This is a genomic window from Dokdonia sp. R86516 (assembly GCF_044596715.1).
Lineage (GTDB): Bacteria > Bacteroidota > Bacteroidia > Flavobacteriales > Flavobacteriaceae > Dokdonia.
Genome location: NZ_CP138998.1, coordinates 202,792 through 218,609 on the forward strand (window position 1 = coordinate 202,792; position 15,818 = coordinate 218,609).

The window sequence follows — 15,818 nt, forward strand, 5'->3', positions numbered from 1 at the left end:
ATTCCCTAACTTTATTGCGCAAACTCTACACACTCATCCATGCTCCACACCATACAAAACGAAAACCTCATCTGTACCATTACTTCAAAAGGGGCAGAAATACGTTCTTTAATTAATAAGGAGACTGGTGAAGAATACATCTGGCAAATTGATCCTTCAGTTTGGGGAAGTAGTTCGCCAGTGTTGTTTCCTGCTATTGGTAATATCAAGGAGAACAAGATTGTTTTTAATGGAGAAGACTATGCTATGACTAAGCATGGAATTATAAGAAATAATGAGCAGCTTCAATTTCAGCAACACGACGCGTCTAGTTGTTCTTTTACGCTCACAAGTTCTGATGAAACATTACGACAGTATCCGTATAAGTTCCATTTTCGCGTAAGCTTTACCCTTGTTGAGTATCGATTGTTAATGACCTATACGGTTACAAATAATGATACCGTGCCTATGCATTTTGCATGTGGTGGTCACACTGCTTATGCTTGCCCGCTTGATGAGCATACTGCACTATCTGATTATGTCATTGAGTTCCCAGAGCCACTTAATCTTGAGTCTCGCACGCTAGGAAATAGTGGATTATTATCTCCTAAAACACGACCTATTAAAACTGATAACGGCCAATTACCACTCTCAGAAACGATCTTTAATGAAGATGCTCTCATCTTTACAGACATTAATTATGACTGGGTACGACTGCGTAAAAAAGATAAAAAGAAAGGCATTATCGTGCGCTTTAAGGATTATCCTAACCTCGCATTATGGTCAAAACCTGGTGCAGACTATGTGTGTATTGAGCCGTGGTTAGGACTTCCAGATAGTGAACATGAAAGTATCGATATCACTAAAAAAGGTTCTTATAAAACGCTTTCACCAGGTGCAACATTTGATATCACTATCGAAACCGAAATAGAGCAAAACTGACTGCCATGAATTACTGACCAAGTCTTAAACAATCGCTATCACGCATTCTGATTATTAAAAAAAACGAACGATAAAGCAGAAAAGTAGTATCTTCTTTCCATATTATATGCTTCTTGAGCGTACTTGATATTCTAAAAGCACTCATTTAACTATTGCATTATTATGAAAATAACAACTACACTCTTAGTACTATCTATCGCTACCACAGCTTTTTCTCAGCGTGAGAAAACAAAAAAACCAGGCGTTTCATTTAAGATATCTACAGAAGCTGTCCCTAGACCATCTGAGAAACTCAATAATGTGCTTGATTATTTTGAAGATCAAGATCGTTTAACACGCGTATTGAATGCTCCGTGTAATGATTGCGATACCACCATAGACCAACTAGAAAGGCAATTTCTTATCAATAGTTTAAAAGAGATAAAGCAACATTTTGCTTCTAAAATCTCAATAGATGAACATGATTTTTTGAGAATTGAAGGACATCAAGGAAAGGTTTATAAAACAAAAGAAGAGGTGATAAATGCATATCAAGAGTATCTCGCTATTGAAATCAAAGAACTCCAGATAAAAATAAATGTGAACGAAATGGAGATTAAAGAACGAAGACTGGCACCGATACCTCCTCCTGCGATTCTTGAGGAAAGAGTTAGAGTAAATAATAAAAACAACTAGCTTTATGGCGTTAATCGTAGAAACCCCTCCATATTATATTGCGCTAGCATGCACAGGTTTTGCCATCTCGCTTATGGCGTTTATTCCCGTGTATTCAAAAAAAATAAAAATCACTTATATCATACCGCTACTACTATTAGGTATGATATTATTTTTTGCGGGCGCTCCTCTACCTTGGCCAGATCCGCTATGGGAGTTAGAAACAGGTAAGATTGTAAGTGAAGTTATTGTGATTATAAGTCTTATGACAGCTGGGCTCAAAATAGGCACGAGTTATAAGTGGAGTGATTGGAAAAAACCTTTATCGCTCGTGGCGATTACAATGCCCTTATGCATGATTGCCATCTTTGCCATTGCTCACTATTTACTAGGACTCAATGGCCCAGTTTCTTTACTTCTCGCAGCAGTGCTTGCTCCTACAGATCCTGTGCTCGCTAGTGAGTTACAACTAGAAGAGCGCCAGGATTTAGAAGAAAGAAATACAGGTTTACGATACACACTTACTGCAGAGGCTGGAATCAATGATGGGTTTGCATTTCCATTTGTTTTCTTAGCCATACTCTGGAGCGAGGCTAGTAGTTTTCAAGAAATAGACTGGTTACACTTTATAAGTTATTATTTCTTATTTAAAATTATAGGCGGTCTACTAGTAGGCGCCTTGATAGGGTTTATATACAGCTGGGTGGTACACTATCACAGTAAAGAACATCAAAAATATATACTCAATGGTTTTATTGCGGTCGCACTCACGTTCTTTTCCTATGGCCTAGGGGAAATACTGAGCACCTACGGCTTTTTAAGTGTGTTTGCTACCGGCGTTTTTATGCAATATCACTGCGGCAAATCTGCAGATGATAATGTAAATACCTCCATGCTGCACTTTGCAGAGGAGACAGAAAAATTACTCGTCGCACTGTGGACTATCTTTTTTGGTGGCGCACTAGTATCAGGTATTTTATCATATACAGATGTAAATGGTATCATAGCTAGTCTAGTTATTGTACTCGTGTTGCGACCTATTTTTGGGTATCTCGCTATGCTTACTACAAGCTTTTCAAGGGCAAAAAAATGGGCTATTAGTTTCTTTGGAATACGCGGTATAGGGAGTTTCTTTTATCTTAGTTATGCTTTGATACATGGCGATTTTACAGAGTATGACGAGCTATTCGGAATTGTGAGCTATGTAGTTCTCTTTAGTATTCTTATTCACGGACTCACGAGCCTTCACGTAATCGATTATTTTAAGCGAACTAATAAAACAGCCTCATAATCCCACACTAGCGTACATAGATTTAAACATTTTTAGTTGGCTTAAAGCCAAAATATCTTTTTCATTATGCTTATTACCATTCTCGTTGTATTTGTTGTTTCAATATCTCTAGTTGTTGGTGCAATGTGGGGCTTATATGGCAAACTATCGAAAAAAACAGAGGGATTTCTCATTGCACTTGCTGGAGGAGCACTCATCGTATCTGCAGTATTAGAGCTTATAGAACCAGCTATGGAGGATGGTGACGTACTGCTACCGCTACTATTTGTTTTTATAGGGGCTTTGGTATTTACTGGTTTAGATTTTTACGTAAAAGAAAAGCGGAGTTCAAAAAGCGGAGGCGCGGGTCTTCTAGCAGCCATAACCTTAGACGGTCTTCCCGAAAACCTAGCGTTAGGTGTAGCTCTTATAAGCGCAGACCCACTTGCTGTGGCAGCACTCTCAGGATCTATTTTATTATCAAACCTTCCCGAAGCCGCAGGTGGAGCAAAAGAAATGAAAGACGATGGTAGGTCAAAAAAGACAATTCTCATATTATGGACGGGAACAGCCTTACTACTTTCTGCAGCTGCGCTTATAGGCTACTTTTTTCTAGAAAATGTTTCTAAAGATATTCTCAATAACATACGATGCTTTGCAGGAGGTGCTGTCGTAGCCTCACTCGCTATCGAAGTATTTCCAAAGGCTTTTAAAGAAGATAAATACTGGACTGGTATTGCAACTGCTCTAGGTCTGGTTATTGCCTTTTACCTTAATAGTTTGGCATAAATAGCGCCTGAATGAACACAAATTTTTTAAGAAGATTATGATTAATAACTAGCTTTGTAGCTTCTAGAATCACCACATATGATCGCAGCTGTTTCTCTATTCCTTATTATTACGATCTCTGTATTAATCACAAAGATTTCTACTATTGCATTAGTACACACAGGGCTCTCAGAAGAAAGTGCCAAGTTTCAATCACGATCTGCTTATACTGGTACAGGATTAAGCACAGAGGAAACTGAAAATATTATGAACCACCCTGTGCGCCGTAAAATTATTTATAATTTAATGCTCATAGGTAATGCAGGTATTGTTACTGCCATGTCTTCATTGATCCTCACCTTTGTGTTACCAGATTCTAATGCTAGTCGATTTTATGGGTTTTTAATTATTGTGGGCGGTATTCTATTGTTATGGTTTGGAATACGAAGTAAGTATGTTAACCGTGGCTTATCTAAAATAATTAATAGGATGCTGAAAAAGTATACAGACCTAGAAGTTCAAGATTATGCTGCTGTATTACACCTAAAAGATAATTTTAAAATTGTAAAGGCTACTGTGGATACAGATGGCTGGATGTGCAATCGTACATTACAAGAACTAGACTTACGAGAAGAAGGAATCACTGTGCTAGGTGTGGAGCGTGAAGGCGCTGGTTACTTTGGATCTCCATCAGGTAGTTTTAAAATGTTACCACATGACGAAGTAACACTTTATGGCAAGTCTGACGGTATCAAAAGCATATATAGTCGTAAGAAGGATCATTATGCACATCTCGAACATAAGAAATTTGTAGAAAAAGAAGAGCAACGCAAGGCAAATGATGTTGAGAAAATGAAAAACATAGCAGACTAAAACTAGTGTAGTTATCTACAAAACACATTATAAATAGTAATCAGTGTTTTTAACACTTTTACAAGTCTTCTGCTTTTACACGGCATTAGTTTTTTATACCTTTCGCTCCTAAATAAAGATACATGGCTCGTAAAAAATCTACTTCACTTAAAATGCGTATTCTTCACAGATACCTAGGCTTCTTTCTAGCAGGAATCATGGCGGTTTATGCGATAAGCGGAATTGTATTAATCTTTAGAGACTCAGATACTTTTAAGAATACGGTTGTGATAGAAAAAACGCTTGATCCAAACCTCTCTGCTCAATCACTTGCCAAGGCTGTAAATAATAAGAGACTCAAGGTTACTAATGAAGAAAGCGGTATCCTTTACTTTAAAGAAGGTACTTACAATAGCGCCACGGGAGCGGTTGTCTATTCTAAAAAAGAATTGCCTTTTATTCTTGATAAGCTCACCCATTTTCATAAAGCCAAATCTGGAGACCCTTTGTATTTTTTAAACATCTTTTTTGGTCTAAGCTTACTATTCTTTGTCGTATCCTCATTCTGGATGTTTATTCCATCAAGTCCTATTTATAGAAAAGGAATGCTCTTTGTAGCTGGAGGAATTGCACTAGCGCTTATATTACTATTTGTCTAAACGCAAGCTTACTAAACATCACTTAACGCCTTTTTTACTGCAGTAGCAGGAAAAAATTGCTTTTGAATATCCATTACGTCTTGCACTCCATCGAGCTCGCATAAGTAATGAATAACGGCACGCATCCCATTAAACATTACCTCATCACCTTGTGGATTTGTTGGTTTCATACTGCGGCGGCTTATAGGTAACTCATAACCACAAGCTCGTAAAAATACAGCTTCAATCTGAAGTAACTCACTAGGCAAATACCCATAAAAACGTTTGCCAAAGGCTTCATTTACCCTCCCTACATAATTGAGTACAAGTGAACCGTGAGCATCTGTCATATGCTTCCACATATCTTTATTGTCACAAATAGTTCCTACTGCACAAGCTGTGCAGCAACCTGGATGGAGGCTGCCATCAGAAAAAGCTGCATATAATCTTGACAAGGCTCGTTCAAGTCTGTTTGGAAGTATAGTCGTCATCGCTAGTTTTTACTATAAAGTTAATAGTTGTGGTTGAGATAAAATGTTAATAGCAGGTACAAAAATTGTGTACTTCTGCTTTTCACAACTACCACCACCACCCTCTTTTCAACTGAATATCAATGTCTTTAGTTTTGCTTTCGCGAAAGCGTACCTCTCATTTTCCTTTAAAAAATATAAGATTTATTGATAATGCATTTTAACTTAATGTAAAATCTCGTTTTACTAAACAGTTAAGGCTTTACATAAAATAAACTCTTTTTTAATAGAAAGGCTACGATTAGGTAACGTTTACACCTTTACTCTGAGACTACTTTTAAACCATTCTAATAATCAACTAATTATTCAACAAAAATGAAACAAGTAAAGTCAATTTTTTTAACAATGCTATTTATAGCAGGAACAGGTGTTCTTTTTACAAGCTGTGATGATGCCGAAGATGGAATGGACGGTATAAATGGTGTAGACGGAATAGATGGCCAAGATGGTGCAGACGGTGCAGATGGGCAAGACGGAGAAGACGGAGAAGATTTTGAAATGGGAACTACAATATTTTCAGATAAATCTGCAACACCACCACTAGTTGCAATGTCACCGCAATTTAACTACGTAGAAGCATACTCACTAGTATCTACTCCTGATGTAATAGGTGGAGATTTCCAACTTGCAGGATCTGCAGATGGTGCTGGCTTTTTAGTAGATGGTGAAGATTACATATATGTGACTAACTGTGAAGATAGTTATGCAGTTGCTCGTATACGCTTTGATCAAAATCTAGTACCTATCTCTGGAGATTACTTACTGGATTCTGGAGTGGCTGACTTTGCAAGACAATGTAGCGCTACTATGTGGGAAGCAGATATACATGGAGGTGATGAAGATATCTTCTTATCTGCGTCAGAAAGTATTGCTTATGATGTAAAAGCTATAGACCCACGAACTTCTACTCCAACACCACAAGCAGATTTTGGACTAGATGCACTAGGAGAATTTTCTTGGGAAAATGCAACTCCGCTACCTAAAGATGCTTATTCTGGAGCTACTGTAATTATGGGTGGTGATGATGACTCAAGTAACTCAGAAGGTCAAGTATCAATGTATTACTCTACTGCTGGAGATGCAGATTTTACTGGAGGTTCTATCTACGTATTACGTTTTAAGCAAGTATCTGATGGAATGGGAGGTGTACAAGACGTTATGCCTGACACTTCTTACAATGAGTCTTCTTTAGATTTGCAAGTAGAATATGATGTAGAATTTGTAGAAATCCCTAATGGTGCTGCACTTACTAAGAACGAAATGGAAACTGCTTGTAATGACGTATTTGCTGCACAATTTATGCGTGTAGAAGATGTGGATTACCAGAAAGGATCTGATGCAAATGGAAGAAATGTATTCTTTGCAGTAACTGGTCGTGGTCCAGGAAGAGGAACTTACAATGACTGGGGAACGGTATATAAACTTGCTCTTAATGAAAACAATCCACTAGAAGGAAAGCTTACACAAATCATAAGTGGAAATACAGATACAAATAACGCAGATGGTAATCTAGCTGCTTTACAAAGTCCAGATAACATCTGTGTTACAGAGAACTTTGTATACGTACAAGAAGATCCTAACTCTTTTTCAAGAGGTCATGCTGCATACATTTACCAATCAGACTTAAGCGGTACAAATGTACAGCAAGTACTTGAGCTAGTAGTACGTCAAGACCTAGCAGACGATAACAGTACTGGTTTAAGTGGAGAATTTGGTGCACTTATAGATATCTCTGATAAAGTAGGAGAGCCAAATACTTTCCTATTAAACATACAACCTCACTACTGGAGAAGTGAAGATTTTAAAGCACTAGATGGTCATACTAACAGTGCCTATGAGGACAACCAAGCATCACAAGTTGTATTGCTAAAAGGTTTACCTAGGTAGATATAAGCCAATTTTATTTTAATAAAGCGCAATCTCATTTTTGGGATTGCGCTTTTACAATGAATACATTTACATGAAAAATATAGTAATAAAACAACTTCTTTTACTCCTACTAATTTCAGTCGCACTACTCTATAGTTGCAATGGTGATACGGAAAAATACACCTCAACACCTGAAGCAAACTGGGAAGCATCAAGGGAAATCTATTTAAACGAACTAAATAAGGCTATTGCTGGGATAGATACATTAAAACAACTCCCTGTAACAGACCCAAAAGCCAAAGAAGTTTTTAAAACATTACGTATTGCTTTTAAAAAGGCAGAACCATATGCCTCCTATCTCAACCCTGCAGTAGGACACCGAGTGAATGGACCAGCACTACCTATTTACAAGGAGGATAATGGAAAAACAATGAATCCTGTAGGATTACAAAAAATAGAAGAAAGTATTTATGAGGGGGAAGCTTCTCAAGGACAGTATGACAAGGAGCTTACGGTCACTTATGGTCTTTTACAAAATCTCAAAAAAAATATTGAAAAAAGAGAACTTAATGCACCTAGGTACTTTACTGCCACTCACCAGCAGTTACTAAGGATATTGAGCTTCTCAATTGCAGGTTTTGACACTCCTGTGAGTCAGCTAGGTATTGCAGAAGGTGCTGTATCACTTCAAAATCTTAATGATACATATCGCGCAAGTATTCAATCAATTGTTATTGCTAAGGATGAAGCACTTGATAAAAAATTCACATCACAACTTAAAGAGGCTATCGCTTTTATAAATGAAAATAGTGACTATAATTCATTTGATCGCTATTCCTTTACAAGAAATTACCTTACTCCCATCACACGCAGCTGGGTAGCTATAAGAAAAGCTAGCGAACTATGGGAAGGAAACCAGAGTACTCCATTTAACTTTGACGCACCTACTTTCTTTGAGGATGATAGTTTTAATGTAAGCTTTTTTACTCCAAGCATCAACAAGAACCCTACAGAGGATCAAATCACATTAGGGAAGAAATTATTTTTTGATAAAAAGCTATCCACTAGCGGTACGATGGCGTGTGCAACTTGTCACGACCCAGAAAAAGCTTATACAGACGGCCTCGTGACAAATAAAAGCAATACTGGCGAAGCGCTGCAGAGAAATACACCCACACTACTCAACACAATATTCCAACAAAACTTTTTTGCAGATGGTCGTTCTGGTTCCATCATTGATCAAGTCTCTTCAGTATTTACGAATAAGAAGGAGTTTGATACTAATGTGCATAAATTTTCTAAAAGGATTCTAGAAGACTCTAGTTACCTAGAAATGTTTGAAAAAGCTTATGGAGGAGTATCTACACGCAATACAGATGTTGTGAAGGCAATCTCTTCATACGTAAGCACGCTCAATAGCTTTGATTCAAAGTTTGACCGTAATATGCGAGGTGATGAAGATACCTTTACAAAAGAAGAACAACGAGGTATGAACTTGTTTATGGGTAAAGCTTTATGTGCAACGTGTCATTTTATGCCTCTAACAAATGGAACAGTACCTCCATTTTTTGTAGAGACTGAGCGTGAGGTGATAGGCGTTCCAGAAACAGCAGAAAATAAAGACCTTGATGATGACACTGGCTACTACTGGCGTTTTGAAGTTGAGCAACACAAAGGAATGTTCAAAACTCCAACGGTGCGCAACGCTGCACTTACAGCTCCATATATGCATAATGGTGTTTACTCAACACTAGAGCAAGTAATGGACTTTTACAATAAAGGTGGTGGCGGCGGACTAGGGTTTGACCTTCCGCATCAAACCTTGCCATTTGATAACCTTGAACTCACTGAAGAGGAACTAGCTTCTCTCACGGCATTTGTAAAAACACTTACAGCTACTGAGATTGTAGATAATTACTAGCGTTAACAATAGAAAATCTCAACCTATAATAAAAAAGCCCATCGTATCGATGGGCTTTTTTATTATTCAAAACTGAGGTTTACTCAATTGGTTTTCCTGAGGCTTTCCAGTTATTTATACCTCCTTCAAGATCATAAATAGTTGTAAATCCTGCCTCTTTAAGTTGTTGTGCACATTTTGCACTTCTACCGCCTTTTGCACAATACACATACACCGGCTTATTCTTATCTAGCGTTTCTATTTGAGATTGCCAGTTTGGGTTACCCATCTCAAAATGTTTAGCATTTTTAAGGTGACCACGCTCCCACTCATTATCTCTGCGTACATCTACAAGTTGTGCTCCTGCAACCGTTGCCTCCTTTTCAAAAGTCTCAACATCAATCACTGTGATTACTTCTTGAGTAGTAGTGATACTGCTTGATTCTTTTTGAGATGTGGCTTCATTACAACTTGACAGAGCTAAACAAAAGACCATCGCAACAAGCGTATATCTCAAACGCTTTTTGCTATTTTTAATGCGCTGCATCCCAAGCATTATAACCACCTAATAAGTTGTAAGTGTTGTTTAATCCTTTTTGTCCCATAAGAGCGCACGCTTGTACACTTCTTACTCCTGAACGACAATACACATAATAGTTTTTACTCTTATCAAGCTTTTCTACCTCATCAAGAAACCCTTGACCTAAATAAATATCAATATGTTTTGCTCCTTCTATCATTCCGTTTTCTACCTCTTCTTCCGTACGTACGTCTAGAATTACAGCATCTTTATCTTGAGCAATTTTTTCTTCCCATTGTGGGATTGTTAAATCTGTCATTGTTTAATATTTGTGCAACAGCTACTATCTCTATGAGCTGTCGCAATTAGTATTTGTTTAAAATTAGATGAATTATGTCAATTTAATACTAGAAGTATCTGCCTTTTTTATGGCTCCATATCCACCTAGCACATTCACTACATTATTTATGCCATATGATCTTGCTATAGATGCATAAATAAGAGACCTATAACCACCTGCACAATGTATATGATAGGTATTATCTGCTTCTAGAGTGCGAGCATTTACGTGTACTTCATCTAGCCCCATATGTGGCACTCCTGCTATATGACTTGTTGCATATTCTCCAGCTTTACGTACATCCAGAGGATGTTTAATATCGCCAGTAGCAATACCATCTACAAACTCTTGCGCAGTTATTTCTGCTGTAGCAACTACATCTCTACCAGATTGTTGCCAAGCCTCTACTCCTCCAGTTAAGAATCCCAAACTATTATCATAACCTACTCTCGCAAGTCTGGTTACTACTTCCTCTTCAGTACCTTCTTCGGCAATAAAGACTATTTTCTGGTGAATATCTGTAATGAGCGCTCCTATCCATGGTGCAAACTGCCCTTGTAATCCTACAAACCAAGCTTGAGGTAATGACGCTTTCGCGAAAGCGGAAACACTTCTAGTATCAAGTACGAGTACATCATTTTCATTTGCTAGCTTTTCAAATTGATCAGGTGTCAAAGCCGTAGTTCCTCTCTTGACAATCGTGTCAAAATCTGTATTTGCCTTCTTATTCATTGCCACATTATGTGGAAAATAAGCCGGTGGTAGTGTCAAGCCGTCTGTGAGCTCTTTAATAAAATCCTCTTTATTGAGTTTAAATGCGTAGTTATTTTGTTTCTGATTACCTAGCGTATCACTAGTCTCACTACTCATGTTTTTACCACAAGCAGATCCTGCTCCGTGCGCAGGATAAATGATAATATCATCTGATAAAGGTGCAATTTTATGATGTAATGAGTCGTACAGATAACCTGCAAGATCTTGAGTGGTTAGGTCAGTTTTTGCAGCAAGGTCTGGCCTTCCTACGTCACCTATAAAAAGGGTATCTCCAGTAAAAAGAGCTTCTTCTTTCCCTTGTTTATCCTTAAGAAGATAACACGTAGACTCCATAGTATGCCCTGGTGTATGTATCGTGGTCATAGACAAATCTCCTATTGTGAACACCTCTCCATCAATAGCGCTGTGATAGTCATACCCCGCTTTTGCCATAGGACCTAAAATCACGGTCGCTCCAGTAGCCTTTGCTAGATCCACTTGACCACTCACAAAATCTGCATGAAAATGAGTGAGAAAAATATACTTAATAGTCGTCTTATGTTCCTCAGCAAGGTCAAGATACGGTTGTACCTCTCGCAAAGGATCTATGATAGCTCCTTCTCCATTTGAACTTATAAAATAAGCTCCTTGAGCTAGACATTTAGTATATAATTGCTGTAATATCATTCTGGGATTTTGAGTGCAAATTTACAAAATACTCACAGATGAGATTATACAAAAAAAATGAGCTCAAATAAGCTCATTTATATTTTGACTTGTCTAATTAAATCTATGATTTTATCGCGCAACCTATAGCTTTTGTCTCCTTAATTGTAACTTCTTTGCCTGACAAAATCTCATCAAGAGCATTTTCGAGATATTTTTCGGTCACAGCCTTTTCATCTCGACTACTATTATCGATAGCACCTATATACTTAACTATATTTTTTTCTTTAACGCGTTGCAGTACATAAACATGTGGAGTCTTTGTAGCTCCATATTTTGGATATACCTCCTGCCCGTCGTCAAGTAAATAAGGGAATGTAAATCCTTTTTCTCGTGCTCGTTGCTGCATAGCCTTAAAACTATCTCCAGGTTTAACGTGTGGATCATTAGGGTTAATCGCTATCACGGGGTAGCCTTGTGACTTGTACTTTTTATCTAATGCGATAATTCTGTCTTCATTTGCTATAGAGAAAGGACAAGTATTGCATGTAAATATTACTATAAAACCCTTTGCATCCTCAAAATCTCTCAAAGAAATCATCGCATTATCTACATTACGCAGATAAAAATCTCCTGCTGCATCTCCTATATCATAGCCACTTCTATCCTTTTTAATGACAGCATTTGCAGCAAAAGCAGATATGACAACCACTAAGGCAAGTAGCGTTAAGGTTTTAAACGTTTTCATTATTAATTTATTAAGGTATTCAATTCTTGCTCTAGTTCTTCATAGGTAAAAGAGCGCTCATAAAATTTCTTTCTTTTTGATCCAGTTATAAGTGTTGCTGGTATAGCGCCACTCCATGAATCACTCACTTTGGGTATCCAATTATTTGCATCTCCATCATCTAAGTACAAAACCTCAGATTTTAGCTTCTTCTTGTCTACGAAAGTTTTTAATGCTTCTAGTTGATCTGGAAAATCAAGACTTACTAATAATACAGTTACGTCTTTGCTCTTGTATTCTTCTTCTAATTTCTCAAAAGCCGGTAACTCCTTGATACACGGAGCACACCATGTTGCCCAAAAGTTAATTACTAAAGTTTCCGAAGGATGATTTTCTATATAATATTCTAGACCATCATAATCCAGCGCTTTGATGTTACTACCCTCTACTAACGTTTCCTTATAATCCTTTTGCCCTCCTCGACAGGATGTTAAGATGATTAATAAGACTATTAGTATTTGTTTCATCTAACAAAATTATTGTGATTCTGTCTTTTACATTTCTCAATTAACACACTTTATGAAAGGATTGTTAAGGATTTTTAGAATGTTATTAAGGTTAACATGTTAAAATAACTATAAAGCTTTTTGACAATTGATATTTAAACATACATTTGTATATACAAATATTGTAATGACAATAGAAGAACACATAAAAACCACGAGCCTCAAGCCCTCACAAAGGCTTATTATAAACCTAGCCTATACAGCACAATGGTCTAATGATATATTATTAATGGCATTAAAGCCTTATGATATATCATTACAGCAGTTTAATGTATTACGCATATTACGTGGGCAAAAAGGAAAACCTGCAAACCTATCTACGCTCAATGACCGTATGGTTACAAAAGCAAGTAATACAACACGCCTCGTAGATAAGCTACTCAAAAAAGAGCTTGTAAATCGCAGTACGTGCCCCTCAAACCGTCGTAAAATTGAAATTACAATTACAGAGGCTGGCTTGTCATTACTTAATGAGTTAGACAAAGTAGTGACTCAAGCCGAAAATAAAATAACTACTCAACTAGACAATACTGAGATAGAGCAACTCAATAACTTGCTCAATAAACTAAGAACAGAAACTAAGAACAGAAACTAAGAACAGAAACTAAGAACAGAAACTAAAAATTAGAAAAATGAAAAAGAAAATCACAACAGCATTCTTAGCTCTTATCGTAACCACTGGAGCCATTGCAAACACAGAACCGGTAGAAAAAACAGTAAACGTAAAAGAAAGCACCATTACTTGGACGGGCAAAAAGGTATTAGGACAACACACAGGTACTATTAAGCTAAAATCTGGAACACTTGAAATGGATGGTGACCAGCTAGTAGGTGGTAACTTTGTAGTAGATATGACTACCATTACGGTAACAGACTTAAAAGCTGGCGAAGGAAAAGAAAAACTAGAAGGGCACTTAAACTCTGCAGACTTCTTTGATACTACAAACCATAGCGAGGCTACATTTGTTATCACAGAAGTAGCAAAAAGTGGTAATGGTTACAGCGTAGTAGGTGACCTTACTATAAAAGGAACTACACTACCTACAAAGGTTAATATGACCATAGAGAATGGCGTAGCCACTACCGTTTTTAATGTAGATCGTACAAAATATGGTGTACGTTATGGCTCTGCATCGTTTTTTGACAACTTAAAAGACAATGCTATTTCAGATAATTTTGAGCTAGCAGTGAGCTTGACTCTCTAATAATTTCCTAATTATTCCCCCGTAAAAAGCTCAGTGTATATTTTTTATCCATTGGGCTTTTTTATTATAAAATCGCTCCCTATCTTTACATCATAAATGAAAAACAATACAGTACATACTTGGTGGTGGATTACACAACAATCGTTGTCGTAAGCACGCATCTATGTACCATTCATATACAGCCTGTCTTTACGACAGGCTTTTTTTTGTTCTCAATTTTGAGAAAACAATATGTAACAAATGAAATATCAATTAACTACATTTTCAAAAAGACTCCTAGCAGATACCATCACTCCTGTATCGGTATACTTAAGGCTGCGCGATCGTTTCCCTAATAGTTTACTGCTCGAGAGTAGTGACTATCACGCAAATGATAATAGCTTCTCTTACATATGCTGCAACCCTATCGCTTCTATAAGCGTGGGCGATGGTATAATCACACAGCAATTTCCAGATGGCAAGAAGGAGGAAATTACAATTACAGCAGAGACTAATGTTGTGGGGGTTTTAGACGCTTTCGCGAAAGCGTTCTCATCTACAAAGACAGCACACAAGTTCATTAACAATGGCTTGTTTGGTTACCTATCGTATGATTCTGTGCAGTACTTTGAAGATATAGAAATCGCCAAAAAAGAAGGAGATCTCCATATACCAGATATTTACTACGCCGTTTACCAAAATATTATCGCTATTAATCATTTTAATAATGAGGCGCATATATTTTGTCACAACACCACGGGAGACAATAATATCGATGAGATTGAGCAGCTTTTAAAATCAAAAAACTTTGCAGAGTTTAACTTCAACCGAAAGAACGAACTCACCAGCAACATCACAGATGCAGATTATAAAGCACTCGTAGAAACTTGTAAAAAGCACTGCCAGCGTGGTGATGTTTTTCAGATTGTGCCTAGTAAACGCTTCTCGCAGCAATTTACGGGAGATGAGTTTAATGTTTACAGGGCTTTGCGCAGTGTTAACCCGTCGCCATATCTATTTTATTTTGATTACGGAGATTATAAAATCTTTGGCTCATCACCAGAAGCTCAGATTATTGTGCAAGATGGTCTCGCAGAGATTCACCCTATTGCAGGTACTTTTAAACGTACCGGTAATGATGAGCAAGACGCCATACTTGCAAAAGAACTAGCCAAAGACGAAAAAGAAAACTCAGAACACGTGATGCTCGTTGATCTTGCTCGTAATGACTTATCACGCAATGGTCACGATGTAAAGGTAGACACCTATCGTGAGGTGCAGTTTTTCTCACACGTAATACACCTCGTGAGTAAGGTAACGGGACAAATGCACGAGGGTAGCAATACCTTACAAGTGGTAGCAGACACCTTTCCAGCAGGAACACTCAGTGGTGCGCCTAAGCATATGGCAATGCAGCTACTTGAGAAGTATGAAAACCGCAATCGCACCTTCTACGGTGGAGCGATAGGTTTTATGGATTTTTACGGTAATTTTAATCACGCTATTATCATACGTTCTTTCTTAAGTAAAAATCACACCCTACACTGGCAAGCAGGTGCTGGAGTGGTATCTGGCAGTGATCCCGCTAAAGAATTACAAGAAGTTTACAACAAATTAGGAGCGCTTAACAAAGCACTTGACATCGCAGAAGATATTTAGA

17 protein-coding genes are annotated in these 15,818 nt (G+C 37.5%); 11 read left to right on the forward strand and 6 right to left on the reverse strand.

Translation table 11 applies throughout. The features are described from left to right. Positions 1-39: 39 nt before the first annotated feature. The 6 genes from SJY23_RS00940 (at position 40) to SJY23_RS00965 (ending at position 5,124) form a co-directional block, all read left to right on the forward strand. Complete coding sequence (locus SJY23_RS00940) at positions 40-921, forward strand: aldose 1-epimerase family protein (protein ID WP_396597124.1); 882 nt, start codon at positions 40-42, stop codon at positions 919-921. Between the two features lie 162 nt (positions 922-1,083). Next, on the forward strand, positions 1,084-1,596 hold the full coding sequence (locus tag SJY23_RS00945) for a hypothetical protein (protein ID WP_396597125.1): 513 nt from the start codon (positions 1,084-1,086) through the stop codon (positions 1,594-1,596). Positions 1,597-1,600: 4 nt separating this feature from the next. After that, positions 1,601-2,866, forward strand: coding sequence for a cation:proton antiporter (locus tag SJY23_RS00950; protein WP_396597126.1), 1,266 nt, complete (start codon positions 1,601-1,603; stop codon positions 2,864-2,866). A 66-nt stretch (positions 2,867-2,932) separates the two neighbouring features. Then, a complete protein-coding gene (locus tag SJY23_RS00955) occupies positions 2,933-3,634 on the forward strand; it encodes a ZIP family metal transporter (protein WP_396597127.1) in 702 nt (233 codons plus the stop codon). A gap of 78 nt (positions 3,635-3,712) precedes the next feature. Next, entirely contained in the window at positions 3,713-4,486 is a 774-nt protein-coding gene (locus SJY23_RS00960) for a TrkA C-terminal domain-containing protein (RefSeq protein WP_035336140.1), read from the forward strand. 122 nt (positions 4,487-4,608) lie between these two features. Then, a complete protein-coding gene (locus tag SJY23_RS00965; RefSeq protein WP_396597128.1) occupies positions 4,609-5,124 on the forward strand; it encodes a PepSY domain-containing protein in 516 nt (171 codons plus the stop codon). A gap of 11 nt (positions 5,125-5,135) precedes the next feature. On the opposite strand, the gene SJY23_RS00970 is transcribed toward SJY23_RS00965, so the two are convergent. Then, positions 5,136-5,594 (reverse strand): Na(+)-translocating NADH-quinone reductase subunit F, encoded by a 459-nt coding sequence (locus SJY23_RS00970; RefSeq protein WP_396597129.1) that lies wholly within the window; start codon positions 5,592-5,594, stop codon positions 5,136-5,138. Between the two features lie 384 nt (positions 5,595-5,978). On the opposite strand from SJY23_RS00970, the gene SJY23_RS00975 reads away from it, so the two are divergent. Together SJY23_RS00975 and SJY23_RS00980 are read left to right on the forward strand one after the other, a co-directional pair. Further along, positions 5,979-7,520, forward strand: coding sequence for a hypothetical protein (locus SJY23_RS00975; RefSeq protein WP_396597130.1), 1,542 nt, complete (start codon positions 5,979-5,981; stop codon positions 7,518-7,520). A 73-nt stretch (positions 7,521-7,593) separates the two neighbouring features. Then, complete coding sequence (locus SJY23_RS00980; protein WP_396597131.1) at positions 7,594-9,423, forward strand: cytochrome-c peroxidase; 1,830 nt, start codon at positions 7,594-7,596, stop codon at positions 9,421-9,423. Between the two features lie 79 nt (positions 9,424-9,502). Here SJY23_RS00980 and SJY23_RS00985 read toward each other — a convergent pair whose 3' ends face one another. The 5 genes from SJY23_RS00985 to SJY23_RS01005 form a co-directional block, all read right to left on the reverse strand. Further along, positions 9,503-9,919 (reverse strand): rhodanese-like domain-containing protein, encoded by a 417-nt coding sequence (locus SJY23_RS00985; RefSeq protein ID WP_396597132.1) that lies wholly within the window; start codon positions 9,917-9,919, stop codon positions 9,503-9,505. A 16-nt stretch (positions 9,920-9,935) separates the two neighbouring features. Further along, positions 9,936-10,241 carry a rhodanese-like domain-containing protein gene (locus SJY23_RS00990; protein WP_013751473.1) on the reverse strand — a complete coding sequence of 102 codons (306 nt, stop codon included), beginning with the start codon at positions 10,239-10,241 and terminating at the stop codon, positions 9,936-9,938. Positions 10,242-10,313: 72 nt separating this feature from the next. After that, on the reverse strand, positions 10,314-11,702 hold the full coding sequence (locus SJY23_RS00995) for a rhodanese-like domain-containing protein (protein WP_396597133.1): 1,389 nt from the start codon (positions 11,700-11,702) through the stop codon (positions 10,314-10,316). 103 nt (positions 11,703-11,805) lie between these two features. Next, on the reverse strand, positions 11,806-12,429 hold the full coding sequence (locus SJY23_RS01000; protein WP_396597134.1) for a thioredoxin family protein: 624 nt from the start codon (positions 12,427-12,429) through the stop codon (positions 11,806-11,808). Between the two features lie 2 nt (positions 12,430-12,431). Then, complete coding sequence (locus tag SJY23_RS01005; protein WP_396597135.1) at positions 12,432-12,935, reverse strand: TlpA family protein disulfide reductase; 504 nt, start codon at positions 12,933-12,935, stop codon at positions 12,432-12,434. 166 nt (positions 12,936-13,101) lie between these two features. On the opposite strand from SJY23_RS01005, the gene SJY23_RS01010 reads away from it, so the two are divergent. The 3 genes from SJY23_RS01010 to SJY23_RS01020 all read left to right on the forward strand — a co-directional run bounded on the left by SJY23_RS01010 (position 13,102) and on the right by SJY23_RS01020 (position 15,817). Continuing rightward, the gene (locus SJY23_RS01010; RefSeq protein ID WP_396597136.1) at positions 13,102-13,569 is read left to right on the forward strand and encodes a MarR family winged helix-turn-helix transcriptional regulator; all 468 of its coding nucleotides are present in this window, start codon (positions 13,102-13,104) and stop codon (positions 13,567-13,569) included. 37 nt (positions 13,570-13,606) lie between these two features. Continuing rightward, a complete protein-coding gene (locus SJY23_RS01015; RefSeq protein ID WP_396597137.1) occupies positions 13,607-14,179 on the forward strand; it encodes a YceI family protein in 573 nt (190 codons plus the stop codon). A 240-nt stretch (positions 14,180-14,419) separates the two neighbouring features. Further along, positions 14,420-15,817 carry an anthranilate synthase component I family protein gene (locus tag SJY23_RS01020; RefSeq protein ID WP_035327902.1) on the forward strand — a complete coding sequence of 466 codons (1,398 nt, stop codon included), beginning with the start codon at positions 14,420-14,422 and terminating at the stop codon, positions 15,815-15,817. Position 15,818: the final 1 nt, after the last annotated feature.

What these genes read in the sequence shown, in the direction of transcription:
- SJY23_RS00955 (WP_396597127.1), top strand. Translation starts at nt 2,933, where the DNA reads ATGCTTATTACCATTCTCGTTGTATTTGTTGTTTCAATATCTCTAGTT.
- SJY23_RS00940 (WP_396597124.1), top strand. Translation starts at nt 40, where the DNA reads ATGCTCCACACCATACAAAACGAAAACCTCATCTGTACCATTACTTCA.
- SJY23_RS00945 (WP_396597125.1), top strand. Translation starts at nt 1,084, where the DNA reads ATGAAAATAACAACTACACTCTTAGTACTATCTATCGCTACCACAGCT.
- SJY23_RS01015 (WP_396597137.1), top strand. Translation starts at nt 13,607, where the DNA reads ATGAAAAAGAAAATCACAACAGCATTCTTAGCTCTTATCGTAACCACT.
- SJY23_RS00990 (WP_013751473.1), bottom strand. Translation starts at nt 10,241, where the DNA reads ATGACAGATTTAACAATCCCACAATGGGAAGAAAAAATTGCTCAAGAT.
- SJY23_RS00965 (WP_396597128.1), top strand. Translation starts at nt 4,609, where the DNA reads ATGGCTCGTAAAAAATCTACTTCACTTAAAATGCGTATTCTTCACAGA.
- SJY23_RS00995 (WP_396597133.1), bottom strand. Translation starts at nt 11,702, where the DNA reads ATGATATTACAGCAATTATATACTAAATGTCTAGCTCAAGGAGCTTAT.
- SJY23_RS00950 (WP_396597126.1), top strand. Translation starts at nt 1,601, where the DNA reads ATGGCGTTAATCGTAGAAACCCCTCCATATTATATTGCGCTAGCATGC.
- SJY23_RS01010 (WP_396597136.1), top strand. Translation starts at nt 13,102, where the DNA reads ATGACAATAGAAGAACACATAAAAACCACGAGCCTCAAGCCCTCACAA.
- SJY23_RS01005 (WP_396597135.1), bottom strand. Translation starts at nt 12,935, where the DNA reads ATGAAACAAATACTAATAGTCTTATTAATCATCTTAACATCCTGTCGA.
- SJY23_RS01000 (WP_396597134.1), bottom strand. Translation starts at nt 12,429, where the DNA reads ATGAAAACGTTTAAAACCTTAACGCTACTTGCCTTAGTGGTTGTCATA.
- SJY23_RS01020 (WP_035327902.1), top strand. Translation starts at nt 14,420, where the DNA reads ATGAAATATCAATTAACTACATTTTCAAAAAGACTCCTAGCAGATACC.
- SJY23_RS00980 (WP_396597131.1), top strand. Translation starts at nt 7,594, where the DNA reads ATGAAAAATATAGTAATAAAACAACTTCTTTTACTCCTACTAATTTCA.
- SJY23_RS00960 (WP_035336140.1), top strand. Translation starts at nt 3,713, where the DNA reads ATGATCGCAGCTGTTTCTCTATTCCTTATTATTACGATCTCTGTATTA.
- SJY23_RS00975 (WP_396597130.1), top strand. Translation starts at nt 5,979, where the DNA reads ATGCTATTTATAGCAGGAACAGGTGTTCTTTTTACAAGCTGTGATGAT.
- SJY23_RS00970 (WP_396597129.1), bottom strand. Translation starts at nt 5,594, where the DNA reads ATGACGACTATACTTCCAAACAGACTTGAACGAGCCTTGTCAAGATTA.